This is a genomic window from Alteromonas sp. 1_MG-2023 (assembly GCF_030547075.1).
GTDB lineage: Bacteria > Pseudomonadota > Gammaproteobacteria > Enterobacterales > Alteromonadaceae > Alteromonas.
In genome coordinates, this window is sequence record NZ_JAUOQH010000012.1 from 82795 (window position 1) to 108045 (window position 25251).

Genomic DNA, 25251 nt, shown 5'->3' on the forward strand with positions numbered 1-25251 from the left:
GCGTTAGAATACGTTAATTCAAGCTTAAATTTATAGATTAATTGTAAGAAAATTGACTACATGAAACTTTCAAATAAACAGAAACAATTTTTAAAAGGCCTAGCGCACCCGCTAAAGCCTATCGTACAGCTAGGTTCAAACGGCCTTACTGAAGGTGTTGTTGCGGAAATCGACAACGCATTAAATTTCCATGAACTGATTAAAGTTAAAGTTCCAACTGATGATCGTGAAGAAAAATCACTCATCATGGATGCGATTGTTCGCGAAACTAAATCAGAAAAGCTACAAGTAATTGGACATACGCTAATTCTTTACCGTCCAAGTGAAGAGCGTAAAATTCAGTTGCCAAAATAAGTCATACCGTGGCGCCGGTGTTTGCCGGCACCATAGTTTTCGTACCGCATTACCGTTAATATTATGTTAATAGACATGATAATGTCGTTGTGGACATAAATTAACAAAAGATAATACGGAACCTACGCGGAAACCCTATGACAGAAACAAAGCCTATCCCCGACTCGCTTCATACTCCCTATTTACAACAAAAGCCTCTTGAAAACCGCACCGCCTTAGTCACGGGTGGATGCTCTGGTCTTGGTCATGCTACTGCCATTGCGCTTCGTGCAGCTGGTGCCAATGTATGTTTACTCGATCTTAATGAAGCAATGGGTAAACAACGTGTTGAAGAACTCGGTGCAGAACATACACTTTTTGTAAAAGTCGATGTAAGAAGTGAAGACGATATCAACAATGCTATTAATACCTGTGTTACTCGCTTTTCTGCTATTGATATCTGCGTTAACTGCGCTGGCATTGCACCTGCTAAGCGTTTGCTGGACCGCGACGGCAACCCAGCCCCCTTAGGTGACTTTCAAAATACTATCGATATTAATTTAGTGGGAAGTTTTAATGTGGCGCGCCTTGTGGCAGCAGCCATGGCGAAACAAGCCCCATTGAATGAGGAAGGCGAGCGTGGCGTTATTATTAATACCGCCTCTGTGGCTGGCTATGAAGGGCAAATAGGACAAACCGCTTATGCAGCCAGTAAAGGTGGCATTATTGCGCTTACGCTGCCTATGGCAAGAGACCTTGCTCCGCTAGGCATTCGGGTAAACACAATCGCCCCTGGGGTGATGGGAACTCCCATGCTGCTTTCCATGCCAGAAAAAGTACAAGACGCCCTTTCTGCTAACGTTCAGTTTCCAAAACGCTTAGGCTTACCGGAAGAGTTCGGTAAATTGGTGCTGCATATTGCCGAAAATAATTATTTAAATGGCGAGACCATTCGTTTAGATGGCGGTTTGAGAATGCCGCCAAAATAATTGGCTATATTGGCTGCAACAAAAGAGAGCATCACAATGATGCTCTCTCTTACGAAAAGCCCTTTTTACGAATAGCTCTTATTCGCCGTCGCCACCGTTAACCATAAGTGCAATGTTGTATAAACGATTCACTGCATGATAGTTAATGGTGTTTTTGGGGTAACGACCTCTGCTACTTAATGTACCGGCGTCTTGCCCCATTAATATGGCTAATGCATCATCGACGGTTTCTACCGTATGAATGTGGAACAAACCTTTCTTCACCGCATCAATGACCGTAGCATCTAATACTAAGTTAATCGCATTCGATTTAGGAATAACCACACCTTGGGTTCCGGTTAGACCGCGGTGCTGACATAAATCGAAGAAGCCTTCAATTTTTTCATTTACGCCACCCACTGCTTGCACTTCACCGTATTGGTTTATAGACCCAGTAATGGCGAGGGTTTGTACACATGGTATTTCGGTTAACGCAGAGATTAACGCCACTAATTCGCCTAATGACGCACTGTCACCATCGATGTGCCCGTAGGATTGCTCCAAGGCAATATTGGCCGATAAAGTTAGCGGGAAATGTTGTGCGTATTTATAACCCAAATACCCTGTTAACAGCATCACGCCTTTGGAGTGAATGGGTTGCCCTAGCTCTACTTCACGTTCAATATCAACTACGCCGCTAGCGCCAGCAAATACCGTAGAGGTAATGCGCGCGGGTGTACCAAAGGCGGTATCGCCAATATCAAGTACGGTAAGCCCGTTCACTTTACCAATGGCTTTGCCGTCGGTAGCAATAAGCACATGCCCTTCTTTGATATCATTAAGTAAGGTTTGGCTTACTCGCCCTGTCCTGCGTTTTTTGGCACTAAGCGCGGTACGTAAATGATCAAGCTCTAAGGTTTCATCGCCTGACTTTACGCAAAAATAATGGGCTTCGTTCACCAACTCAATCACTTCAGCAAAATGTGCCGAGAGCTTTTCTTGGTGTTCAGCCATGCGCAATGAATATTCTACTAACCGGCACATGGCATTAGCGGTAATACCGGTTAAATTAAGCGCCAGTATGTGTTTTCGCACCTTGCCCACAAAATCGAACAAAGCTTGTCGGGTTACCTGAATTTCTAAATCAAAATCGACCAGTACACGAAATAGCTCATCGAATTCATCATCGTAATCTTGCAAGGTGTAATACAAGTCTCGCGAACCCAGAAGCACTATCTTCACGTTCAAATCGATAGGTTGTGGGTTTAATGTAATGGCGTTCACCATGCCTACGTCTTGCTGGGGTAAATCCATTTTCAAGCGACCTGATTTGGCCGCCAGCTTTAGGGTATCCCATACATAGGGTTGTTCTATTAACTGATCTACATCTAGCAACAAATAACCGCCATTGGCACGATGCAATGCACCGGGGCGAATCATTCTGTAATTGGTATAAACACTGCCATGAATATTGGTGTATTCAATTTTTCCGAACAGGTTTTGATAAGTTGGATTTGGCTCATAGATAACAGGCGCCGAGTCATCTAGACGATTCGCGACCAGCACATTCGGCAAAAATTGCTCTTCTAAGAACAAGCGTTTATCAAACTCATCACTTTTATCGTCTTTTTGCTCTTCCGCCAAAATAAGCAAAATAGCATTCACTAACGCCGTTTTTAGCTGCTTTAAGTATTTTAAAATGCCTAAATCTGAAGCGTATTTGTGCTCTAGCACTTTTAATAGCGGCTTAATGCCCTGCTCGGCAGTTTGCTTATCTAGCTCACGCAAGCGTTCTGAATTTTCACGCTTCCACGAAGGCAAACTCAATAAACTTTCGCTTAGCCTATTTTCTAGCTCGTCTATTAAGTTATAAAAGAATTGGCGCTTTTCATCGCTAGCGGTAGCAAATTCAGCGTCGCTAATAGGTTTACCATCAACAATAGGTGAAAACGTAATGGTGCCGCCATCTTCGCTCATTGCCACTTCATTGGCTTTTGCGAAGCGTTCTACCGCATCAATGGCGCTATCGTATTTTTGGTCGAATTCGCGGGAAATACTGGTTCTGCGGCGCTGGTAACCTGGGTTATCAAAGGCTACCGGAAAGGTATCTAGCACATCGTCAATTAGGCTTGTAATATCTTTTTGAAACGCTTTGCCGCCGCCTGGCGGAAAACGAAGTGCTACTGGCTCACGCTCTTCATCAAAATTATTGATATAACACCAATCATCGGGCGCGGGCAGCACAGCCACTTGTCGTTCAATGTAATCCTTTACCAGCGTAAAGCGCCCTGTTGCGGGTTCACCCATCACATACAGGTTGTAACCTTTTGCATTAATACCAAGACCGAAGGTTAGCGCCTCACGTGCACGCTCCTGCCCTATGAAGGTGGCATGTAATGCTTCATCATCTTTTAAAGCAGCGTTCACCGCTTTTCGATTGATGGTTGGGGTTAAATCTACTGGATTTAGGGCCATATTGGTGCTTTCGCTTGGCATAGTGTTCTATTTATTGTGCTTTAGGGTAAGTGAAACTCTATTTAAGTAGCGTGTCAAACCCTTATGCTGTAAAGCACTGAATCGAGCTGCCAACCGGTGAATTAACGAACAACTGCAGATAACTATTGTTGAAATAAGGCATCAGTAGAGCGAAACCTTTGCCAATACGAACACTTTTTCAACAAGTAGTGGTAAAAAAGTCGTGCTAACCTAGCACTAGCTATTGAGGCTAAGTGTAGCGCTGGGTTATTCTATGCGGCTACATGCAAGTTAAACCTGTAATATTGTGATTCAGTCTAACGGCGACACACCCTACGATTTTTCTAGGTAGCAGGTTTCATGAACGTTTTAACTTTAATAATGCGGAAGCCTAAGTTTCATGGCCGAAAATCAGTACAACCCGAAAGATATAGAACAACGTGTTCAGCAATACTGGGAAGAAAATAATTCATTTCAAGCAAATGAAGATGTAGAAAAAGAAAAGTTCTACTGTCTCTCTATGTTCCCTTACCCAAGTGGTCGCTTGCATATGGGTCACGTGCGTAACTACACCATTGGTGATGTTATTAGCCGTTATCAGCGCATGCAGGGTAAAAACGTTCTCCAACCTATGGGTTGGGATGCTTTCGGTCTTCCAGCAGAAAACGCCGCGATTAATAATAATACTGCGCCTGCGAATTGGACCTACTCCAATATTGATTACATGAAAACACAGCTTCGCTCTTTGGGTTTCGGTTACGACTGGGATCGCGAAGTAACAACCTGCAAGCCAGATTACTATCGCTGGGAACAATGGTTCTTCACTCGTCTTTATGAAAAAGGCTTGGTTTATAAGAAGAACTCAACAGTGAACTGGGATCCGGTAGACCAAACCGTATTGGCTAACGAACAAGTTATTGATGGTCGCGGTTGGCGCTCAGGTGCATTAGTGGAACAAAAAGAAATTCCACAGTGGTTCATCAAAATTACCGACTATGCCGAAGAGTTATTAACCGACTTAGAACAGCTTGAAGAATGGCCTGATCAAGTACGTGCCATGCAGGCAAACTGGATTGGTCGCTCTGAAGGGGTAGACATTACCTTTAACTTAGGTAAAAACGGTAGCGATATAAACGAATTGACCGTTTATACCACGCGTCCAGATACATTCTATGGTGTTACTTATGTGGCAGTAGCTGCACAGCACCCATTAGCTGAATTTGCAGCGAAGACAAACGCTGAACTTGCTACCTTTATTGACGAGTGCAAAAACACCAAAGTAGCCGAAGCAGAATTGGCGACTATGGAGAAAAAAGGCTGCGATACGGGCATTCAAGCAGTACATCCTTTAACGGGTGAATTACTTCCTGTTTGGGTGGCTAACTTCGTATTGATGGATTACGGTTCAGGCGCAGTAATGGCAGTACCTGGTCACGATCAGCGCGATTGGGAATTTGCGACTAAATATGGCTTAACTATTAAGCAAGTTATCGCGCCTAATGCAGATGCAAAAGAAGAATGTGATTTAACAGCCTCTGCATATACCGAAAAAGGCACGTTAATCAATTCTGAAAAATTCGATGGTCTAGCGTTTGACGATGCGTTTAATGACATCGCCACCGCACTTGAAGAAAAAGGCTTTGGTAAGCGCAAAGTAAACTACCGTTTGCGCGATTGGGGTGTAAGCCGTCAGCGTTACTGGGGTTCTCCTATTCCAATGCTTAATTTGGAAAATGGCGAATCGGTTCCTGTACCAGAAAGCGAATTGCCCGTTGTACTTCCTGAAGATGTAGAAATGAACGGTGTTACGTCGCCGATTAAAGCAGATCCTGAGTGGGCAAAAACCACTTACAACGGTGAACCAGCCCTTCGTGAAACTGATACCTTCGATACCTTTATGGAATCGTCGTGGTACTACGCTCGCTATGCAAGCGCCACAAATCACGATGCCATGCTAGATCCAACTTCATCAAACTACTGGCTACCTGTTGATCAGTATATCGGTGGTATTGAGCATGCCATCTTGCATTTATTGTACTCTCGCTTCTTCCACAAACTATTGCGTGATGAAGGCTTAGTAAATTCTGATGAGCCGTTTAAGCGTTTGTTATGCCAAGGCATGGTACTAGCAGATTCTTACTACCGTGAAGACAGTGCGGGCAAAAAGACTTGGTACTCACCTACTGAAGTGTCTACCGAGAAAGACGAAAAAGGCCGTATTGTAAAAGCATGGCTAACCGCCGATGGTGAAGCCGTTATTCATGGCGGCATGACTAAAATGTCGAAGTCGAAGAACAACGGTATAGACCCACAAGAAGTTATCGACCTATACGGTGCAGATACCGTGCGTCTGTTTACTATGTTCGCTGCGCCTCCTGAGCAAACGTTAGAGTGGGTGGATTCCGGTGTAGAAGGTGCTAATCGCTTCTTGCGTCGTATTTGGAAGTTAGTGACCGAGCACGTTGAAAAAGGCGTACCCGTTGCCCTTGACGCAAAAGCGCTAAATAAAAATCAGCAGGCGTTACGTCGTGAAGTGCACAAGACTATTGAAAAAGTGTCTGATGATTTAGGTCGTCGTCAAACGTTCAATACCGCTATCGCTGCCATCATGGAATTATTGAACCATCTTCAAAAAGCGCCACAAGAAGATGCCCAAGATATTGCCATTATGCGCGAAGCCGCAGAGTCATTAGTGCTGCTACTTAACCCTATTACCCCGCACATTTCTCATGAATTGTGGAAAGTATTGGGTCAGACAAGCGATATCGACCATGCCCCTTGGCCTGAAGCCGACAAAGCGGCCTTGGTTGAAGACGAAAAGCTTATCATCGTGCAAGTTAACGGTAAGGTTCGCGCTAAAATGACCGTGGCTGCTGATGCCAGCAAAGACGCCATTGAAGAAGCGGCCAAAGCACAAGATAACGTGCAGCCGTTCATTGAAGGTAAGACAATACGTAAAGTGATTGTAGTACCAGGAAAACTTGTCAACATAGTGGCTAACTAATATGCGCCGTTTACTTCGTTACACTGTGGTCTTGAGTGCCCTTGTTGCAATCAGCGGTTGTGGATTTCATTTAAGAAGTGCCCCTAGCCTTCCTGAAAATGTGAATACTGTGCTTATTAGCAGTGCGCGAGCTCACGCTCCCCTTGCTAGAGCACTTCATAGCCGTCTTACTGTGTACGGATTAAATGGCGTTTACCTGCAAGATAATACGTCGTCGACTGACGGCGTATCGCTTTACCTTCTGCCTGAAAAGTTAGAGCGTAGATTGCTTTCAGTTTATGCCTCTGGGCAGGTTGCAGAATACGAATTAATTTATACCGTACGTTATCGAGTTCAATTCCCTGACGAGGAGGCCATTATGGCTACCTTTGATGTAATGCGTGATTATCAAGATGACCCCGATCAAGTATTGGCGAAATCGAGAGAGCTAGAATTAGTGCTAGATGAAATGCGTGCTGAGGCTGCGGATATGGTTATTCGTAGGCTTTCGAGCCAAGCCGCCGCGGTTCAATAAGTCAGTTAACGTTAAATAAGCAACGCTAATCTGAGCTCAGCATAAAAACCGGCAAAAAAACGCTAAAACCAACAAACAGGCCAATACATAAAGCATGCAACTTTATCCAAACCAATTTTCCAGTGAAATAAGTAAAGGCTTAACATCCTGTTACTTGGTATTTGGTGATGAGCCTCAGCAAAAATTCGAGGTGATAGAGCAAATACGCACTACTGCGAAAGCCAATGGTTTTGATGAACGCACCGTGCTTGTGGCCGACACCGGCTTTTCATGGAGCCAGTTACTTGAAGCAACACAAAGTATGTCGTTGTTTTCAAACCAGCAATTTATTGAATTAGAACTTCCCACAGGTAAACCCGGCACCGAAGGTAGCAAAATGCTGCAAGAAGTCGCTAAAGGGTTAACCCAAGATACTCTCCTTCTAGTGCATGGTCCTAAAATTGGCAAAGACGTTCAGCGTGGCAAGTGGTTTAAAGTACTCGATGAAATGGGCGTTTCTGTTCTGTGCTATCCCTTAGAAGGCAGACAGCTTAGTGCGTGGATCAGCAATCAGATTAAGCAACATCAGTTAACTATTAACGCAGCTGGTATGAAAATGATTGCCGATTTTTGCGAAGGTAATCTACTGGCAGCAAAACAAGAAATTGATAAGCTTGCCCTACTTTACCCACAGCAGACTGTGTCTGAAGCGCAAATTGAGCGGGCGATGGTCGATCAATCTCGCTACAACGTTTTTCAGTTAGTGGACGTGATGCTAAGCGGCGACGCCAATCGCTGCGTGAAAATGCTTTACCGCCTAGAAAGTGAAGGTTTAGAGCCAAATATTATTATTTGGGCGCTCATTCGCGAGTGGGATGTATTATGGAAATTGAAAAGTGCTGCCGCTAATGGTGAAGCAATTCAATGGCAAAAGTTCGGTATTTGGCGTAATAGACAGGGGTTTTATCAAACCGCTTTAAACCGCTTAACTCTAGAACAGTTACTCCAAATTCAAGACGCGCTAACCCAAGCCGATTTAGCCTTTAAACAAAACGTTATTTCACGGCCCTTCGTAAAGCTTTGCCATTTATGCATGATGTTTATGGCAATGGGTATTTTTCACCTTCCTTTGATGGAAGCTTAAGTTCTTGGCTATTTGCGCTATTTTAGGGGGCACCTTTAACCCGCCCCATTTAGGCCATGTTAATCCTGCGCTTCATTTATTGCCTAAATTAAATATCGATGCCTTAGGTTTAATGCCTTGTAAGCTTGCGCCGCATAAAGCAGTGGCCGTTAGTGAACAGCATCGCGTAAACATGGTTAAGCTTTGTTGTGAGTTAGACAATCGCTTGTATCCAGAGCTTATTGAGCTCTCACTTCCTTCGCCTTCGTACACAGTAAAAACCCTTAGAGCATTAAAAGAAAGAGACAATAAGACAATCTGTTTTTTCATTGGCGCCGATTCCCTGTATAATCTTAAGTCTTGGTTTGAGTGGGAGCGTTTGCTTGATTTCTGTCACCTAGTGGTAATGCGTCGCGACAGCGATACTTTTACACCACCCGATGACTTAGTTGAGTGGTTAAAAGCCAACAAAACAGAGGACGTTCTGCAACTACATGCTCAGCCTAATGGCTTAGTATTTCTTGCAGATACCCCATTACACCCTGTTTCATCAACGCAATTGCGCAGCGCCGTTCAAACGAACGCATCATCGACATTGCAAGAAACACATTTGAACGAAACAGCATTGCATGACGCAAAGTTTCAAGCCACGAAATTAATAGCAAAGTGGCTGCCCACGGCAGTCGCAGACTATATTCATACACATCGGTTATACCAAGAATTATCAAATAAGTGAGGAAACACTTGGAGAGTCAACAACTCAAGCAGTTCGTAAAAGATAAAGTAGACGACATGAAAGGCCGCGATATTATAGAACTGGATGTTCGTGGCAAATCAACCATTACTGACACCATGATTATTTGCTCTGGTAACTCAAAGCGCCATGTTGTTGCTATTGCTGAAAATGTAATAGTAGAAGCTAAAAGCGCAGACGAAGCACCAACAAGCGTTGAAGGCAAAGAAACTGGCGAATGGGTATTAGTAGATTTTGGCGACGTTATTTTGCACGTGATGCAAGATGAAACCCGCGATTTCTATCAGTTAGAGAAGCTGTGGTCATAACAAAGCCAACCGCAGACTTATTATAAAGACTGCGGTCAACTTTGTTGGTAGTTTGAAGTTCTAAAGGATTTACCCACTGTGCGTATACAAATTGTCGCCGTAGGTACAAAGATGCCCGCCTGGGTCACCACTGGGGTAGATGAATTCCTTCGCCGTTTTCCCGCCGATTTGCCGGTAAGTTTCACCGAAATTCCCGCGGGAAAACGGGGTAAAAATGCCGATATTAAACGCATTTTGGAAAAAGAAGGCGAACAAATGCTGGCTGCTATTCCTAAAGGCAACCGCATAGTTACACTCGAAGTCACTGGTAAACCGTGGGATACACCTACATTAGCCAAGCAATTAGACAGCTGGAAAATGGACGGCCGTGATGTCAGTCTTCTTATTGGCGGCCCTGAAGGGTTAGCCCCTGATTGCATTGCGGTGTCTGAACAAAAATGGTCACTATCTGCGCTTACCCTTCCTCACCCACTCGTAAGAATTATACTTTCTGAAAGTTTATACCGCGCTTGGTCTGTTACTCAGAACCACCCGTATCATCGCGAGTGAGAGACTAGCCCAATATGCATCGCAAACGCCAAGCAATTAGAGATCACTCGGCTGAAGCAAACTTGTTTGCCAGACGAGCGTCTATCGCCTTTATCATTGTAGTGATGATGCTAGGTGTGGTGCTCAACAATTTGTATTCCTTGCAAGTTAAACAGCACGAAGTTTATCAAACCCGTTCAAACGGCAATCGTATTAAGGTGTTACCTGTAGCCCCTAACCGTGGGTTAATCTACGACAGAAACGGTATACTATTGGCCGAAAACCGCCCCGTATTCAGTTTAGAAATCACGCCAGAGCAAACCGATGATATAGACGCCACTTTAGACGGTTTAACCCAATTAATGGGCATCACCCCTGAAGAACGTGAAAGTTTTAACAGCAGTTTAAAAGGTCAGCGGCGTTTTAAGCCTATTGCACTTCGTACCAAATTATCCGAAGAAGATGTGGCACTATTTTCTGCCAGTAAGCACTTATATCCTGGGGTTCAAATTGAAGCTCGATTGGCTCGGCATTATCCGTACAAAGATGCGCTTACTCATGTATTAGGTTATGTGGCACGCATCAACAAGAAAGACCTTCAAAAGCTGGTTGAAGCGGGGCAAGAAGATAACTATGCCGCCACCCACGATATCGGTAAGTTGGGCGTAGAAAAATACCACGAAGAATTGTTGCACGGCACTGTAGGCTATCAGCAGGTTGAAGTGAATAACCAAGGCCGGATAATTCGCGTGTTAAACGTCGACCCACCTGTGCCTGGTAAAGACATTGTTCTAAACATCGACCTTTCGCTACAAATTGCTACACAGCAAGCGTTGGAAGGTCAGCGCGGAGCGGTTATTGTCAGTGACGTAAAAACCGGCGGTGTATTGGCGTTATTCTCAAACCCCAGTTACGACCCTAACCTGTTTGTGCACGGTATCAGCAGAAAGAACTATTCAGCCTTGTTGAATTCGCCCGACCGACCACTAATTAACCGCGCTACTCAAGGTCAGTATCCGCCCGCTTCAACCATTAAACCGCTTCTTGGTCTTGTAGGGCTCGAAGAAGGGGTAATTACTGAAGACTATACTATTCAAGACAATGGTCGTTATCAATTACCGAATGTATCTCACACGTGGCGAGATTGGCGCAAATGGGGGCATGGGAAAGTCGATATTGCTAAAGCAATTGAAGTATCTTGTGATATCTATTATTACGATTTAGCTTACAAGTTGGGCATCGATAAAATCAGTGAAGCCATGTACGAATTTGGTTTTGGTGATTTTACTGGCATAGATTTATATGAAGAATCAGACGCAAATATGCCTAGCAGAGGCTGGAAGCGCGCGCGATTCAATCAGCCTTGGTATATTGGCGACACCATTCCTGTAGGTATTGGCCAGGGTTTTTGGTCTACCACCCCTATTCAACTATCGCATTCAGTGACCACGTTAGTTAATCGGGGCGAACGTATTATTCCGCAAATTATTCGCGGGTATATGCATGCCGATAGCACGGTAGAAGTTATTCCGCTAAAAACGCTACGGCCTATTGAAATTAATAATCAGCATAACGTTGATGTGGTACTTAACGCGATGCACGATGTAGTGCACGGTAAAGAGGGCGGCGCACGCCATACCTTTGCCGATGCACCTTATCAATCTGCAGGTAAAACCGGTACCGCACAGTTATTCTCTGTAGGCCAAGATGAAAAATACGATGCTGAAAAAATAGATGAGCGTTTACGCGACAATGCTATGTATGTAGGCTTTGCTCCGTTCGAAAACCCAGAAATTTCAGTTACCGTCGTACTTGAAAACGCCGGCGGTGGTAGTAAAAATGCTGCACCTGTTGCCAAAAAAGTCATGGATTTCTATTTTCGTGACCGGGTTTTCGACACCGAAATTAGCAAGGTTGACGAATAATGAAAAAAAACACGCTCAACCCAAATAAAACCAGTTTCTTACAGCGTATCCATATTGATGGCTGGCTGTTTTTAAGCCTTTTAGTGCTGATGTCTGTAGGGCTAGTTACGCTTTATTCCGCTTCTGGGCAAGACACTGGGCAAGTAGAACGTCAAGTTACCCGATTAGCGCTAAGTGTGGCTGTTATGTTTGGTATTGCACAGATTCCACCGGGTGCATTTCGGCGCTTGTCGACCTATGCATACATTGCCGGTCTATTGATGCTTATCGCCGTATTGTTATTTGGTGATATGGGTAAAGGGGCGCAGCGTTGGCTCGACTTAAAAGTCATCCGCTTTCAACCTTCTGAGTTAATGAAGCTGGCTGTGCCTATGATGGTGGCTTGGTATATTAGCAAGTTTACGCTACCGCCTCGCACCATCAATATTGTGGTCGGCTTTTTAATGGTGGCTATACCTACGGTGCTTATTGCCAAACAACCCGATTTAGGTACCTCACTGCTTATTGCCAGTTCAGGTATTTTTGCTATTTTTCTTGCAGGAATGAGTTGGCGTCTTATCGGTTTTGTCGCCATGTTACTAGGCGGATTTGCGCCTATCATGTGGTTTTTCTTAATGGCGGAATACCAAAAACAACGGGTGTTAACCTTTTTAAACCCCGAGAGCGATCCTCTCGGCTCGGGCTACCATATTATTCAGTCGAAAATTGCTATCGGCTCAGGTGGCGTAGACGGAAAAGGTTGGTTGCAAGGCACACAATCACAACTAGAATTTCTACCCGAGCGTCATACCGACTTTATCTTCTCGGTTTTCAGTGAAGAATTCGGCTTAACTGGAGTTATTGTACTTCTGATAATTTACCTTTGCGTTATTTTACGAGGGCTGATTATTGCCAGTCGTGCACAAGACGCATACTCCAAGCTATTAGCAGGTAGTATCACCTTAACCTTCTTTGTTTATGTGTTCGTAAACATGGGAATGGTATCTGGATTGCTTCCTGTTGTAGGCGTACCACTACCTTTAGTGAGTTATGGCGGCACTTCTATGGTGACATTGATGGCAGGGTTTGGCATGCTAATGTCTATTGCCACTCAAAAACGATTTATGTCTCGATAACATGCGCACACTACTGCTGATATTGATTGCTTCATTTATTCTTGCTGCTTGTCAGTCTGCCCCTAGCGGTCGCTACACTCAGCATCAAGACACGGCCCCAAATCATGTGGCAAAAGTGCCCGAAACGTTAGATGCCGTGCCACGCTATGAAGCCTACCGTATGTTTAACAGTCGCCCTTATAAGGTACTTGGCAAACACTATACGCCGCTAACATCAGGCAAAGGGTTTGAAGAAGTCGGTTACGCCAGTTGGTACGGTCAAAAATTTCATGGCCACTTAACCTCTAACGGTGAAACTTACAATATGTTTGCCATGTCGGCAGCACACAAAACCTTACCGCTACCCTCCTATGTGCGAGTCACTAATTTAGATAACAACAAGCAAGCGATTGTGCGAGTAAATGACCGTGGCCCTTTTCACGATAACCGCATCATTGATTTATCGTATGCCGCTGCGGTAAAACTTGATTATCATAATAAAGGCACCGCCAAGGTAAAAATAGAAGTTATTCATTTTGACGCAGACAACAACGTTACCGTTGGGGTTAGCCCAACTATTACCTATGATGAATATATCGGTATTCCCCCTCTTCCATCACCCACGTCAGAACTCGCTACTTCCGAACCACTGAGCGACAACTTAAAGCAATCATCCATTACACTTGATGGCTACTTCATTCAGGTGGCAGCGTTGTCGAATCAGGAAAAAGCCGAGTCTATTTCTAATGTGCTTTCTGCCCTTTATCAGGTACCCACGCATATGCCAGTGGTCGGGAATATGTACAAACTTCAACTTGGCCCCATTGAAGATGAAGCAGTTGCCCATGAATTGTTAGAGCAACTAAAACAAAATGGCTACCCGCAAGCGTACAAGGTAAAACAAACCTTATAGTCTCTCATTCAAAAAAAGCGTCAGCTCAAAAAACCGCCAACACTATGGCGACAATGTGGCTAAACACGTTTCAAATCTGTCATTTATGGCGCTTTTTTGTTGTTTCGTAGTCTAATCGCTATTAACAGCTAAACTTTTTAGTTTAACCCTAGTCGAAGTATCCGCCTTACGTTAGAATTCTAAATCAAATAGTAGTATTAACTGTGTGGCGTGCCTGCTGTTCAGTTTTAAACGGATAATAAACGGTCAAAGAAAATAAAATCATGCTCAGAATAATTCAACGCGCTAAACCGTCCTTTCTCTCCTTCGCTTTTATGCTTTTCAGTGCACTAGCACTGCCAGCGAATGCAGCAGTGGTTACTCCACCAGCTCCATCGGTAGCGGCGGAAGGCTTTCTTTTAACCGACTTTGAAACCGGACACGTTATTGCGTCGAAAAACGCAGACATGCAATTAGCGCCAGCCAGCTTAACTAAAATCATGACGATTTATGTTATTGGCAAGGAACTTCAAGCAGGCAACATCAGCCTTTCTGACGAAGTGACTATATCTGAAAATGCATGGGCCAAGAAATTCCCAGACTCATCGAAGATGTTTATCGAAGTAGGTACACAAGTATCAGTAAGAGACTTATTACGCGGTATCGTAGTGCAATCAGGTAATGATGCTTGTGTTGCTATGGCCGAGCACGTAGCGGGTTCTCAAGCGGCATTTGCCAGCATGATGAATGCACATGCGCAAGCACTAGGCATGACAGGTTCACACTTTGTAAATGCACATGGTCTACATGACCCCGATCATTACACAACACCTCGCGATATGTCGTTAGTATCTCGTGCGCTTATTGCCGAAACACCAGAGATGTACAAGATATACAGCGAAAAAGAATTTACCTTTAACGGTATTAAGCAATATAACCGTAATAGCCTTTTATGGGACAAGAGCTTAAACGTTGATGGCATCAAAACGGGCCATACGTCTGATGCTGGATACAGCCTTATTACTTCAGCTTCACAAGGCGACATGCGCCTAATCTCTGTCGTTATGGGTACAGACAGTGAAAGAGCCCGTAAAGTAGAAAACAAAAAGCTGCTTAAATATGGCTTCCGTTTTTATGAAACGCTAACGCCGTACAAAGCGGGTGATAGTTTTGTCGCACACCGTATTTATATGGGCGATAGAGAAACCGTAGACCTTGGAATTAACCAATCTACCCCCATTACCATACCACGCGGCCAAGCGGCTAACTTGGAAGCCAATTTTGAACTAGATAAAAAACTAGAAGCACCATTGGCTAAAGGCCAAGTTGTGGGCACCTTATTCCTTCAAATAGAAGGTGAAGATGTAGCTAGTTACCCACTTGTTACTTTGCAAGAAGTGAAAGAAGGCAGTTGGTACAACCGCATCAAAGACTACATTATGCTGCAACTAGGTTTCGACGAAGCGTAACATTACGCAACGCTACACTAGTTCAAGGGCGGCCTGATTGGTATAATCGGGCCGTTTTTGTATTTAATGACTGTATAAAAAGGATATCGCATGGATACCCGTTTCGATGAACTTCTAGATTTTCCGACACATCAAACATTTAAAGTAATGGGCGTTGCTCATGAAGATTTACCTAACCACGTTGTGGAATGCTTGCAGCAACATGCTCCGGGCGATTATGCACCGGCTGTTAAACCTAGCAGTAAAGGAAATTACCATTCAGTGTCGATAAGTGTTCGGGTAACCAGTAAAGAACATATGGAAACCATCTACACCGAACTTGCTAAGTTAGAACTAGTAAGAGTAGTACTATAAGTGAGTACACTAACCGACTCGGTCATTATTCGGCAACTTGGTAGGCAAAGTTATGAGCCTACATGGACTGCCATGAAAAACTTCACGGATGAACGTGATGACACTACAGAAGATGAAATTTGGCTGGTTGAGCACGACCCTGTATTCACTCAGGGACAAGCAGGAAAAGCTGAACATATCTTAATGCCCGGTGATATTCCCGTGGTACAAGTAGACAGAGGCGGTCAGGTAACCTATCACGGTCCTGGGCAACAGGTTATCTATCTGCTTATTAATATTCGAAGACGTAAGCTTGGTGTTCGTCATTTAGTGACGGCCATGGAAGACGCTGTAGTCGGATTGATGGCTAAATATGGTGTTACCGCCTACCCTAAACCTGATGCACCTGGGGTTTATGTAGACGAGAAAAAAGTTTGCTCACTGGGGCTTAGAATTCGTCACGGTTGTTCGTTTCATGGATTGGCATTAAATGTTAATATGGACTTGTCTCCGTTTCAGCGCATCAACCCATGCGGTTATGCAGGTATGGAAATGATTGATACCGCCAGTCTGAATGGCCCAGATTCGATAAGTGTTGCCGGTGAAGTTCTTACCGACTTACTACTTCAAGCGCTTTCCATTACGGAAAAACGACATAAAGAAGGTTTTGATGAGTAACGCACGACCTGTAGCTGGAGTTAAACTCCGCGACGACGAAAAAGTAAAACACATTCCTGTCACCATTATTCCTACTGAAAAGGAAGAAATGCTGCGCAAGCCTTCTTGGATCAAAATCAAGCTGCCACGCAGCACGGATAAAATTGATCACATCAAGAAGACATTAAGAAAAAATAAACTGCATTCTGTGTGCGAAGAAGCCAGCTGCCCTAACTTAGCTGAGTGTTTCAACCACGGTACGGCAACCTTTATGATTCTGGGTGATATATGCACCCGTCGTTGTCCGTTCTGTGATGTTGCCCACGGCAAGCCGTTACCGCCAAGTGCTGAAGAGCCAGAAAAGCTAGCGAAAACCATTGCTGAAATGAATTTACGCTACGTGGTTATTACCTCGGTTGACCGTGATGACCTGCGTGATGGTGGTGCACAGCATTTCGTTGATTGTATCAACGCTATTCGCGAGCACAGCCCTACTACTACTATTGAAGTGTTAGTGCCGGATTTCCGTGGACGTATGGATCGCGCATTAGAAATTTTCAAAAATGGTGTTCCTGATGTGTTTAACCACAACTTAGAAACCATTCCGCGCTTATACCGCGAGTGCCGCCCTGGTGCTAACTACCAGTGGTCTCTAGACTTACTTAAGAAGTTCAAAGCTCAGCATCCTGATATTAAAACCAAATCAGGCTTGATGATGGGCATGGGCGAAGAAAACGTGGAAATTGAAGGCGTACTTCGTGATCTACGTGCTCACGATGTGGACATGTTGACCCTTGGCCAATATTTGCAGCCAAGTCGCCATCACTTCCCTGTTAAACGTTACGTTCACCCTGATGAATTTGATGCACTAGGCGCTTATGCCAAAGACATTGGCTTCACCCATGCAGCCAGTGGCCCTATGGTTCGCTCTAGTTACCATGCCGACCAACAGGCAGCGGGTAAAGAAGTAAAATAAATACAAAAAAGCGGCTTTCACAGCCGCTTTTTTATTTGCCTTTATTTTTACTTAGCCAGTTATCAACTTACTCGCCTTGGCTTTTAGATTTCACTTCGTCTATCCACATCGACATTTTGTCACTCAAAATAGGCATTGGCATTGCGCCATCCGTCAGTATTTGACTGTGGAAAGCTTTAATATCGAAAGCATCACCCAGCGCTTCAGTCGCTTGGTTACGCAAATGTCTTATATGACGCTCTCCCACTTTATACGCCAACGCTTGACCAGGAATAGAAATGTAGCGCTCTACCTCTGCCGTGGCGTCTGACTCGGCCATAGAGGAGTTTTCAAGCATATACGCAATGGCTTTTTCGCGGCTCCAGCCTTTGGCATGCATACCGGTATCTACCACAAGACGCATAGCACGAAGCTGTTCATCGTTTAAGCGCCCGTACCACATGTAAGGGTCGGTAAACATACCTAACTCTTTACCTAAGCTTTCAGCATACAAAGCCCAGCCTTCACTAAAGACAGTGTAGCCGCTGAATTTTCTGAATAATGGCAAGCTTTCAACTTCTTGCTGAATAGCAATTTGAAAATGGTGACCAGGGGCCGCTTCATGAATGCTCAAGGTTTCTAAACTAAATTTAGGCTGAGCCTTTAAGTCACGGGTATTAATATAGAAAATACCCGGTCTGCTGCCATCCGGCGCCGGAGACATATAGCTTGCCGCTGCCGATGATGCTTCACGATACGGCTCTACCGCTTTTACAATATAATCGGCTTTAGGGAATACGCTGAAAAGTTTAGGTAAACGAGCGTCTATATCCGTTTTAACATCGGTATAGGCTTTTATGAGAGCTTCTTCAGATTCAAAGTAGAATTTATCGTCAGTACGAAGGTGATCGAAGAACGCCGCTAAGTCCCCTTCAAATCCGACGGTTTCTTTTACCATCTTCATTTCACCAAGAATACGCGATACTTCAGATAACCCAAACTCATGCACTTCATCAGCACTAAGTGGCAAGGTAGTGTTGTCTTTAATTTTGTATTCGTACCACGCCTTACCGTTAGGTAAATCTGAGTATCCCACGGTATCGCGGGTATGAGGCAGGTATTCTTCAACCACAAAGTCGTGAAGCTTTTGGTACGACGGCACTATTACTTCAGTAATTAGACCTTCGTACGTAGCGGCTAAGCGCGCTTTTTCATCGTCGCTAATTGCTTCATTGGTTTCTAATTGCTTCACAGGCCCATAAAAAACGCTGTCTGAGGCTTTTGTCACTAAATGCGCGCTTAGTTGAGGCACCATTTTTTTAGTGATGGCTTTAGGCAGTACTACCCCTTCCTCAATACCTTTTTTCATATAAAGGATTACGCTATCGATAAACGCGACATACCCTTTAGTACGAGAAATGAAATTTTCATAATCTTTTACCGTAGCGAAAGGCTGTGCCGACTGACCCGAGCCCAACATAGGGAAAAAAGTATGAACACCATACATTTGGTTGATAGGCATGTACTGACTACCAAACTGGAAACCGGCAATAGCATGTTCTCTATCGCTTTTAAAAATATGGTAGCTTATCCAGTCTTGGCCAGAAAGCTTATCAACATCTATAGCGTTAATAGCATTTAAGTAAGCCTGCTCGTTAGCTTTTGATTCAGCCAGCCATTTCTCACTCATAGGTTCATTGAATCTGTCGTTGTAATCACTTACACCATAAAACGTTGCCATTACCGGGTTTTGTTCCATTGACGCGTTGAAATACTTAAGGGTTAACGCGGCAAGTTTTTCTGCCTCTGTTTCAAGCTTTAGATCCACACCCATGACATCTTTCGTTTCACTAGCCACCGACTGCGCTTGCGCGCTAACCGACGTATCATCTTGTTGCTGTGCCACAGCAGATGTAACAGCGAAGGCGCTGACAATGGCAGCGCTGAGTAAACTTATCTTCATCAATTTCATTTTTAAAAGAACCTGTCGAGTATTTATTATTAATATGCAGACCAATATTGCCTGTTTACCCCTATTGTGTACAAGGTTTTTGCGCTAACAGGATGACATTACGTTACGGGCTGTTAGAATGCCGTCTTTCTGCCTAAACCCACAAAAGAAGTGAGGTTACGCAATGCGTAAACATATTTACATTGCCTACACAGGCGGCACCATTGGAATGAAACCATCCGATCATGGTTATGTTCCAGCGGCAGGCTTCCTTGGCGATACTTTGAATGACATGCCGGAGTTTCATCGCAGTGAAATGCCGTTATTCACACTGCATGAATACGACAACTTGATAGATTCATCAGATATGGATCCTTCTGACTGGCAGCGCATTGCCGATGATATTGCAGAAAACTATGATAAATACGACGGTTTTATCATCTTGCATGGCACAGATACCATGGCGTATACCGCTTCGGCATTGAGTTTTATGCTGGAAGATTTAACCAAGCCTGTGATTGTTACGGGGTCGCAAATTCCTCTTGCAGAGCTGCGTTCTGACGGCCAAGTTAACCTGTTGAATGCACTGTATGTAGCAGCAAACTTTCCTATTGCAGAAGTGGGTTTGTTTTTTAATAACCGCTTATTACGGGGAAATCGCAGCCGTAAGGTAGATGCTGATGGGTTTAGTGCGTTTGATTCGCCCAACTTTCCTCCCCTTCTTGAAGCCGGTATTAACATACGCGTAAAAGCGGGTGAACTTGCTAATGAGTCGGATAAACCCCTTAAGGTTTCGAGTGTAAAAGCCCAACCTATTGGTATGGTGAGCTTGTACCCTGGAATTTCATCCGAAGTGCTTAAAAATACCCTGCAGCAGCCAGTAAATGCGCTCATTTTATTAAGCTATGGCGTGGGTAACGCACCGCAAAGCCCTGCCCTTATTGCGCAATTAGAATATGCACGTGACAGACAGATACCTGTACTCAACTGCACCCAGTGCATGCGCGGGCGAGTGAACATGGGCGGATATGCTACAGGGCATGGCTTACAAGAAGTGGGCGTGTTATCAGGCAGCGATATGACACCAGAAGCCGCATTGGCAAAGTTACACTACTTATTAAGTAAGAATCTGCCATTTGAAACCATAAAAGCCAAGCTTACCCAGAACCTTTGCGGCGAGCTTAGCGAATAGGAACTCACATAATGACCACATCTTATAGTGGTGCGCTTAGAAGAATGCGCACTCATGCTGACGACAACAATACGGTTAACTACCAGCTTCCTATTGGAGAGCATAACGTCGACATTAACCCTGTCATCGGACAAAAGTTATCCCTTAATTTTACCGGCGACATTAACTGCGTTCATTGCAATAGAAAGACGAAAAAGAGCTTTAGCCAAGGCTATTGTTACCCTTGTTTAATCTCGTTGGCCCAATGTGACAGCTGTATTATTAAACCTGAAAAATGCCACTACCACGAAGGCACTTGCCGAGAACCACAATGGGGTGAAGAACACTGTTTTAGCGAGCACTTTGTGTACTTGGCTAACACCGGAAACGTAAAAGTTGGAATAACTCGCCATGTTACCGACGGTGTATCGACTCGCTGGATGGACCAAGGTGCTACTCAAGCCACGGTCATGTTACGCGTAACTAACAGGTTAACCAGTGGCTTAGTAGAAATGCTTTGTAAACAGCATATTGGCGATAAAACCAATTGGCGTACTATGTTAAAAAGTGCACCAGACCAGGTTGACTTACTTGAAGTAAAAGCCGAAATACTGTCGGAGATTGCTGATGGTTTAGCCGAAATTCAGCAGCAGAAAGGGATACAAGCGGTGTCTGAAGCTGACGGTGAAGTTCACAACATTCACTACCCTGTTGATACCTATCCTGAAAAAATAAAATCGATAAATTTAGACAAAACACCGGAATTTGAAGGTGTACTTACCGGCATTAAAGGCCAATATTGGATGCTAGATGGCGACCGTGTTATCAACATTCGTAAATACGCCGGATACAATGTAAATCTGCATGTTGGATAATGCGTCGTGTACGGTTAAGTGTCATGTACGGTAGAGTGTAAGGTAAAGTGTAGTGAGAAATGCGGGATAGCATCTTAAAGAAAGCGTTCCCGCTCATTCTGTGCAGATAAGGTCGCGTTTACTTTATCTACACAGTTTAACTTGCTGCATAATTACGCAGTATTAAGCCAGGGGTGAACGCTAAAGTTTTAACTAAGGTTTTAGCCATAGCCGTTATTTCTAGCCCTTTCAGCTAGCCATTTCAGCTAGCCATTTCAGCTAGCCCTTTAAGCTAGATCTTAAAATCAGCGCTTAAGAGTCGCATTTAAAATTAGCGCCAGTATTCGAAGTAGTCAGAAGTGTCACGCTCGGGCTTCGGTGCAGGTTCAAAAGCCGGCGTACCTAAATATAAAAATCCGACAATCTCGTCATCATCGCTTAAATTAAAACCACGTTTTACCGTATCGCATTGGGCATAACTTCCGGTTCTCCACATACCGTTAAAACCCTGCGCCACTGCTGCCATTTGCATAGCCATTACACCACAGGAGGCTGATGCAATTTGCTCTACACGGGGTACTTTTTCATGCTCAACATGTTTAGCTATTGCCACAATTATCATAGGTGCACGATGAGGCAGTTGCACTGCTCGTTCAATTTCTTTTTCAGACTTATCGTTCTCGATAGCAGACTGCTCATACAAGATGCCTAGTTTATCTAAGCCTTTACCTTCACAAACGATAAAACGCCAAGGCGTTAAGCACGCATGATCGGGGGCACGAAGTGCGGCTTGCATAATGTTTTCAAGGGCGTCGCCTGAAGGCGCTGGGGCATTGAGTCTAGGCTGAGAACTTCTGTTTAACAACAGCGTAAGTGCATCCATTTCAGTATCCTATTATCGAACAAAGCGTTATAGGGAGATCCTACGTTCAATAATAAAAAAAGACCAGCATAGCTGGCCTATTTCGATTTAAAAATTTATAGGTAGTATTCGTCTGGGGACGAGTTTGTAAGCTAGGCCGAGTACTAGGCAATCCCCTTTACTATTAGTCTTGTTTAGCACCAAAGAAATGATCAATGCTGACATAACGGCCACCACCGTAGAAAAATAGCACCAACAACATCGCAAAATAGGTCGCGCCAAATTCAATACCATTGTTCAGCACCACAAAACTGCCACTTGATGTTAGCCAGTCGTAATTACCATGCGCTTTCAATAAAGATTTAGCGGCACTGAGTTTCTCTGGTGCAGCCATGACGCTTTCATTAAACGCAATGGTGCCATCGGCTAACCATGACGATGCATCAGCAATTGCCAACCATCCTTTGTCTATATGAACGGTAAATATCGCCACTAACATGGTTACCATTAGTGGAATGGCCACTAAGCGAGTGAGCAAGCCTAATAACAAGAGAATACCGCCAACTAATTCTGCGGCTGTGGCTAAAAAGGCAAGCACTAAAGGAAAGGGCAACCCCAGTCCGTAGTCTTCATTACCAAACCAGTCTACTATGGAAGAAAAGCTACTTGCTTTGTTCCAGCCTGCTTGAATCATCACGGGTGCTAAATATAACCGTAAAAGCAGCAGAGGTATGCCATCGGCCACACTTAGTTTTTTAAATAGGTTCGCGTATACTTGCTTTATCATAAACAATAGCCTTGTAAAAGGGACTTCAGTTTGTTGTCTTTGTATAGGAACGTGAACAAGTGAATAAACTTTCACTTAAAAGTAGAAAACAAACCCGAGGGAAGCAAATACGGGATAAGCAGACAGTCTCACCGCTTACGCGTCTGTTTGCACGTGGTCATAAAAAAGTAGGTTATAAAAAGACCACTGGCGACTTAATGATGCAGCTAAGCGCGAATGATCATAAGCACATCGCTGAAGTTATTGCGCAATGGCTCACAGATGACGAGAATGCTCACAAGTGAACAACTTTGCGGTACAATCACAAACAATTACAATTAAGTTAGCGCAATCAATCCGATTCGGTAACATAATAAAGTTAAACAAACAGAAGGTAATGTAATTTATGGCTGCCAAAGGAAACTGGACGAAATCCTTATTTATTGGCCTGTGGACGGTTTTAAACTTCACCCGTAAGCTTTTTTTCAATGTTATATTTTTGGTAATTTTCGTTGGTTTGATCATTGCGATTACGTCTCAGGACGACGACCAACTTACGGTGAAAGCCGATAGCGCGCTTCTACTTACCTTAAATGGACAGCTTGTTATTGAAAAAGAAAGTGTCGATCCATTTGAACAGTTTCTGCAAGATGCCATGGGATCAGAGCCCGATAATCCTGAAGTGCTAGTGCGTGACATAGTAAAAGTTATCGAGAACGCCAAGCAAGACCGACGGATTAAAGCCCTAGTATTAGACCTTCAAGGGCTAACAGGCGGCGGCTTAGATAAACTTCGCACGGTAGCAAATGCAATCGACGAATTTAAAACGTCTGAAAAGCCTGTGTATGCCATTGGTGATTACTATACCAAAGAGCAGTACTATCTTGCGGCTCATGCTAATCACGTTTATTTAAATCCAATGGGCTCGTTACTGCTAGATGGCTACGGTCGTTATGGCATGTACTTCAAAGACTTATTGGAAAAGCTCAAAGTTACTACTCATATTTTCCGCGTAGGAACGTACAAGTCGGCTGTCGAGCCACTTATCCGTAACGACATGTCAGAAGCGGCCAAAGAAGCTGAGCGCAAGTGGTTAGATGCATATTGGCAGCAATATAAAGAAGACGTTGCCGCGGCACGAGGCATTCCACTTTCTAACTTTGACGAAACCTTAGCAGGCTTATTAGCCAAGTTTGAACAAGCTGGCGGCGATTTCGCGAACTACGCACTACAAAATAACTGGGTAGATGCCCTTAAAACCCGTGAAGAAGTTCGTGTAGAACTAACTGGTTTAGTGGGTGAGAACGACGAAAACCATGGCGTTAATGTCACTAACTTTAATACTTACTTAAAAGTGGTTAATCCGCCCCTACCCTCTATCAACAATGACATCGACAAAATCGCCATTGTGGTTGCTAAGGGTACTATCTTAAACGGCAATCAAAAAGCTGGCACCATTGGTGGCGACAGTACCGCACGTTTACTTCGTAAAGCTCGTTTAGATGAAAATGTGAAAGCGGTAGTACTGCAAATAGACTCGCCAGGAGGCAGTTCGTTAGCCTCAGAGATTATTCGCCAAGAAGTGCTTGAGCTTAAAAACGTAGGTAAGCCTGTCGTAGTTTCCATGGGTACTTATGCTGCATCTGGCGGTTATTGGATTGCAGCTGATGCAGATCGTATATTCGCAAGCCCAAGTACTATTACTGGTTCTATCGGCGTATTTGGTATGTTCATGACCTATGAAAACTCGCTTGATTACTTAGGTGTTCACAGCGACGGCGTAGGCTCTAATGAATTAGCGGGCTTCTCTGCTATTCGTCCGCTAGCACCTGAATTTGGCAAAATATTGCAGCGTAACGTAGAAACGAGTTATGGCAATTTCTTATCTTTGGTTTCTAATGCCAGAGACATGCCGGTAGAAGAAGTTGATAGCGTAGCGCAAGGCCGAGTGTGGATTGGTACAGATGCTCTTGAGCTTGGCCTGGTGGATGAACTAGGTACGCTAGAAGATGCTGTTACCTCTGCGGCAGAGTTTGCAGCGCTAGAAGACTACGATACCTTTTATGTTCAACGTACACTTTCAGCACAAGAGATATTTTGGAAAGAGTTCTTTGGTCAAGCCTTCACCTTTGTTGGGAAGTGGCAGTTTGCTAATTCAGACTCTGCACTAATCAATGAATTTAAACGTGTACTGGGTGAGTTCGATATTTTCAGTGAACTCAACGACCCTATGGGTACTTACATTCTTTGCTTGCAGTGCCAAGTAGAATAAACCTAATTATAGGCAAGGTAACACCATAGCAAGTCACGATTTAACCTCTCTACAGCGTCAGCAC

General features: G+C 44.1%; 23 protein-coding genes. 19 read left to right on the forward strand and 4 right to left on the reverse strand.

The window, feature by feature from the left end:
- The first annotated feature begins 60 nt into the window (after nucleotides 1-60).
- Both yhbY and Q4561_RS13630 read left to right on the forward strand, forming a co-directional pair.
- Complete coding sequence (gene yhbY, locus Q4561_RS13625) at nucleotides 61-354, forward strand: ribosome assembly RNA-binding protein YhbY (RefSeq protein ID WP_013784361.1); 294 nt, start codon at nucleotides 61-63, stop codon at nucleotides 352-354.
- A gap of 137 nt (nucleotides 355-491) precedes the next feature.
- Complete coding sequence (locus Q4561_RS13630) at nucleotides 492-1322, forward strand: 3-hydroxyacyl-CoA dehydrogenase (protein WP_303461209.1); 831 nt, start codon at nucleotides 492-494, stop codon at nucleotides 1320-1322.
- Nucleotides 1323-1400: 78 nt separating this feature from the next.
- On the opposite strand, the gene Q4561_RS13635 is transcribed toward Q4561_RS13630, so the two are convergent.
- Nucleotides 1401-3797, reverse strand: coding sequence for a Lon protease family protein (locus tag Q4561_RS13635; protein WP_303461211.1), 2397 nt, complete (start codon nucleotides 3795-3797; stop codon nucleotides 1401-1403).
- 379 nt (nucleotides 3798-4176) lie between these two features.
- Here Q4561_RS13635 and leuS point away from each other — a divergent pair, with 379 nt between their 5' ends.
- From leuS to lipA, 13 genes are all read left to right on the forward strand, one after another.
- Entirely contained in the window at nucleotides 4177-6780 is a 2604-nt protein-coding gene (leuS, locus tag Q4561_RS13640; RefSeq protein WP_303461212.1) for a leucine--tRNA ligase, read from the forward strand.
- A gap of 1 nt (nucleotide 6781) precedes the next feature.
- Nucleotides 6782-7294, forward strand: a complete 513-nt coding sequence (lptE, locus tag Q4561_RS13645; protein ID WP_303461214.1) for an LPS assembly lipoprotein LptE — start codon at nucleotides 6782-6784, stop codon at nucleotides 7292-7294.
- 94 nt (nucleotides 7295-7388) lie between these two features.
- Nucleotides 7389-8417, forward strand: a complete 1029-nt coding sequence (holA, locus tag Q4561_RS13650) for a DNA polymerase III subunit delta (RefSeq protein ID WP_303461216.1) — start codon at nucleotides 7389-7391, stop codon at nucleotides 8415-8417.
- 4 nt (nucleotides 8418-8421) lie between these two features.
- Nucleotides 8422-9132: a nicotinate (nicotinamide) nucleotide adenylyltransferase gene (gene nadD, locus Q4561_RS13655; RefSeq protein ID WP_303461218.1), complete on the forward strand. Its 711-nt coding sequence runs from the start codon at nucleotides 8422-8424 to the stop codon at nucleotides 9130-9132.
- 8 nt (nucleotides 9133-9140) lie between these two features.
- Nucleotides 9141-9458 carry a ribosome silencing factor gene (rsfS, locus tag Q4561_RS13660; protein WP_013784368.1) on the forward strand — a complete coding sequence of 106 codons (318 nt, stop codon included), beginning with the start codon at nucleotides 9141-9143 and terminating at the stop codon, nucleotides 9456-9458.
- Between the two features lie 78 nt (nucleotides 9459-9536).
- On the forward strand, nucleotides 9537-10007 hold the full coding sequence (gene rlmH / locus Q4561_RS13665; RefSeq protein ID WP_303461220.1) for a 23S rRNA (pseudouridine(1915)-N(3))-methyltransferase RlmH: 471 nt from the start codon (nucleotides 9537-9539) through the stop codon (nucleotides 10005-10007).
- A 14-nt stretch (nucleotides 10008-10021) separates the two neighbouring features.
- The gene (mrdA, locus tag Q4561_RS13670; RefSeq protein ID WP_303461222.1) at nucleotides 10022-11911 is read left to right on the forward strand and encodes a penicillin-binding protein 2; all 1890 of its coding nucleotides are present in this window, start codon (nucleotides 10022-10024) and stop codon (nucleotides 11909-11911) included.
- Nucleotides 11911-13026: a rod shape-determining protein RodA gene (rodA, locus tag Q4561_RS13675; RefSeq protein WP_303461224.1), complete on the forward strand. Its 1116-nt coding sequence runs from the start codon at nucleotides 11911-11913 to the stop codon at nucleotides 13024-13026. The genes mrdA and rodA overlap by 1 nt, the downstream gene beginning before the upstream one ends.
- 1 nt (nucleotide 13027) lies before the next feature.
- Nucleotides 13028-13918: a septal ring lytic transglycosylase RlpA family protein gene (locus Q4561_RS13680; protein ID WP_303461226.1), complete on the forward strand. Its 891-nt coding sequence runs from the start codon at nucleotides 13028-13030 to the stop codon at nucleotides 13916-13918.
- Nucleotides 13919-14232: 314 nt separating this feature from the next.
- Nucleotides 14233-15366 (forward strand): D-alanyl-D-alanine carboxypeptidase family protein, encoded by a 1134-nt coding sequence (locus Q4561_RS13685; protein ID WP_303461309.1) that lies wholly within the window; start codon nucleotides 14233-14235, stop codon nucleotides 15364-15366.
- Nucleotides 15367-15456: 90 nt separating this feature from the next.
- Nucleotides 15457-15720: a DUF493 family protein YbeD gene (gene ybeD, locus Q4561_RS13690; protein WP_303461227.1), complete on the forward strand. Its 264-nt coding sequence runs from the start codon at nucleotides 15457-15459 to the stop codon at nucleotides 15718-15720.
- Complete coding sequence (gene lipB, locus Q4561_RS13695) at nucleotides 15721-16377, forward strand: lipoyl(octanoyl) transferase LipB (protein WP_303461229.1); 657 nt, start codon at nucleotides 15721-15723, stop codon at nucleotides 16375-16377.
- A complete protein-coding gene (lipA, locus tag Q4561_RS13700; RefSeq protein ID WP_057792240.1) occupies nucleotides 16370-17332 on the forward strand; it encodes a lipoyl synthase in 963 nt (320 codons plus the stop codon). The genes lipB and lipA overlap by 8 nt, the downstream gene beginning before the upstream one ends.
- Before the next feature lie 67 nt (nucleotides 17333-17399).
- On the opposite strand, the gene Q4561_RS13705 is transcribed toward lipA, so the two are convergent.
- A complete protein-coding gene (locus tag Q4561_RS13705) occupies nucleotides 17400-19283 on the reverse strand; it encodes a DUF885 family protein (protein WP_303461231.1) in 1884 nt (627 codons plus the stop codon).
- Nucleotides 19284-19446: 163 nt separating this feature from the next.
- Between Q4561_RS13705 and ansA the strand changes: the two genes are divergently transcribed.
- Together ansA and Q4561_RS13715 are read left to right on the forward strand one after the other, a co-directional pair.
- On the forward strand, nucleotides 19447-20454 hold the full coding sequence (gene ansA / locus Q4561_RS13710; RefSeq protein WP_303461233.1) for an asparaginase: 1008 nt from the start codon (nucleotides 19447-19449) through the stop codon (nucleotides 20452-20454).
- Nucleotides 20455-20465: 11 nt separating this feature from the next.
- On the forward strand, nucleotides 20466-21308 hold the full coding sequence (locus Q4561_RS13715; protein WP_303461235.1) for a DUF2797 domain-containing protein: 843 nt from the start codon (nucleotides 20466-20468) through the stop codon (nucleotides 21306-21308).
- Between the two features lie 310 nt (nucleotides 21309-21618).
- On the opposite strand, the gene Q4561_RS13720 is transcribed toward Q4561_RS13715, so the two are convergent.
- A complete protein-coding gene (locus Q4561_RS13720; protein ID WP_303461237.1) occupies nucleotides 21619-22170 on the reverse strand; it encodes an NAD(P)H nitroreductase in 552 nt (183 codons plus the stop codon).
- Nucleotides 22171-22333: 163 nt separating this feature from the next.
- Nucleotides 22334-22936 (reverse strand): DoxX family protein, encoded by a 603-nt coding sequence (locus tag Q4561_RS13725; RefSeq protein ID WP_303461238.1) that lies wholly within the window; start codon nucleotides 22934-22936, stop codon nucleotides 22334-22336.
- Between the two features lie 59 nt (nucleotides 22937-22995).
- On the opposite strand from Q4561_RS13725, the gene Q4561_RS13730 reads away from it, so the two are divergent.
- Together Q4561_RS13730 and sppA are read left to right on the forward strand one after the other, a co-directional pair.
- Entirely contained in the window at nucleotides 22996-23220 is a 225-nt protein-coding gene (locus Q4561_RS13730) for a hypothetical protein (RefSeq protein WP_303461240.1), read from the forward strand.
- A gap of 101 nt (nucleotides 23221-23321) precedes the next feature.
- The gene (gene sppA, locus Q4561_RS13735) at nucleotides 23322-25187 is read left to right on the forward strand and encodes a signal peptide peptidase SppA (protein WP_303461242.1); all 1866 of its coding nucleotides are present in this window, start codon (nucleotides 23322-23324) and stop codon (nucleotides 25185-25187) included.
- Nucleotides 25188-25251 lie beyond the last annotated feature (64 nt).

Coding starts and splice junctions, on each gene's coding strand:
- yhbY (WP_013784361.1), top strand. CDS start 61: ATGAAACTTTCAAATAAACAGAAACAATTTTTAAAAGGCCTAGCGCAC.
- Q4561_RS13630 (WP_303461209.1), top strand. CDS start 492: ATGACAGAAACAAAGCCTATCCCCGACTCGCTTCATACTCCCTATTTA.
- Q4561_RS13635 (WP_303461211.1), bottom strand. CDS start 3,797: ATGCCAAGCGAAAGCACCAATATGGCCCTAAATCCAGTAGATTTAACC.
- leuS (WP_303461212.1), top strand. CDS start 4,177: ATGGCCGAAAATCAGTACAACCCGAAAGATATAGAACAACGTGTTCAG.
- lptE (WP_303461214.1), top strand. CDS start 6,782: ATGCGCCGTTTACTTCGTTACACTGTGGTCTTGAGTGCCCTTGTTGCA.
- holA (WP_303461216.1), top strand. CDS start 7,389: ATGCAACTTTATCCAAACCAATTTTCCAGTGAAATAAGTAAAGGCTTA.
- mrdA (WP_303461222.1), top strand. CDS start 10,022: ATGCATCGCAAACGCCAAGCAATTAGAGATCACTCGGCTGAAGCAAAC.
- rodA (WP_303461224.1), top strand. CDS start 11,911: ATGAAAAAAAACACGCTCAACCCAAATAAAACCAGTTTCTTACAGCGT.
- Q4561_RS13680 (WP_303461226.1), top strand. CDS start 13,028: ATGCGCACACTACTGCTGATATTGATTGCTTCATTTATTCTTGCTGCT.
- Q4561_RS13685 (WP_303461309.1), top strand. CDS start 14,233: ATGCTTTTCAGTGCACTAGCACTGCCAGCGAATGCAGCAGTGGTTACT.
- ybeD (WP_303461227.1), top strand. CDS start 15,457: ATGGATACCCGTTTCGATGAACTTCTAGATTTTCCGACACATCAAACA.
- lipA (WP_057792240.1), top strand. CDS start 16,370: ATGAGTAACGCACGACCTGTAGCTGGAGTTAAACTCCGCGACGACGAA.
- Q4561_RS13705 (WP_303461231.1), bottom strand. CDS start 19,283: ATGAAATTGATGAAGATAAGTTTACTCAGCGCTGCCATTGTCAGCGCC.
- ansA (WP_303461233.1), top strand. CDS start 19,447: ATGCGTAAACATATTTACATTGCCTACACAGGCGGCACCATTGGAATG.
- Q4561_RS13715 (WP_303461235.1), top strand. CDS start 20,466: ATGACCACATCTTATAGTGGTGCGCTTAGAAGAATGCGCACTCATGCT.
- Q4561_RS13720 (WP_303461237.1), bottom strand. CDS start 22,170: ATGGATGCACTTACGCTGTTGTTAAACAGAAGTTCTCAGCCTAGACTC.
- Q4561_RS13725 (WP_303461238.1), bottom strand. CDS start 22,936: ATGATAAAGCAAGTATACGCGAACCTATTTAAAAAACTAAGTGTGGCC.
- sppA (WP_303461242.1), top strand. CDS start 23,322: ATGGCTGCCAAAGGAAACTGGACGAAATCCTTATTTATTGGCCTGTGG.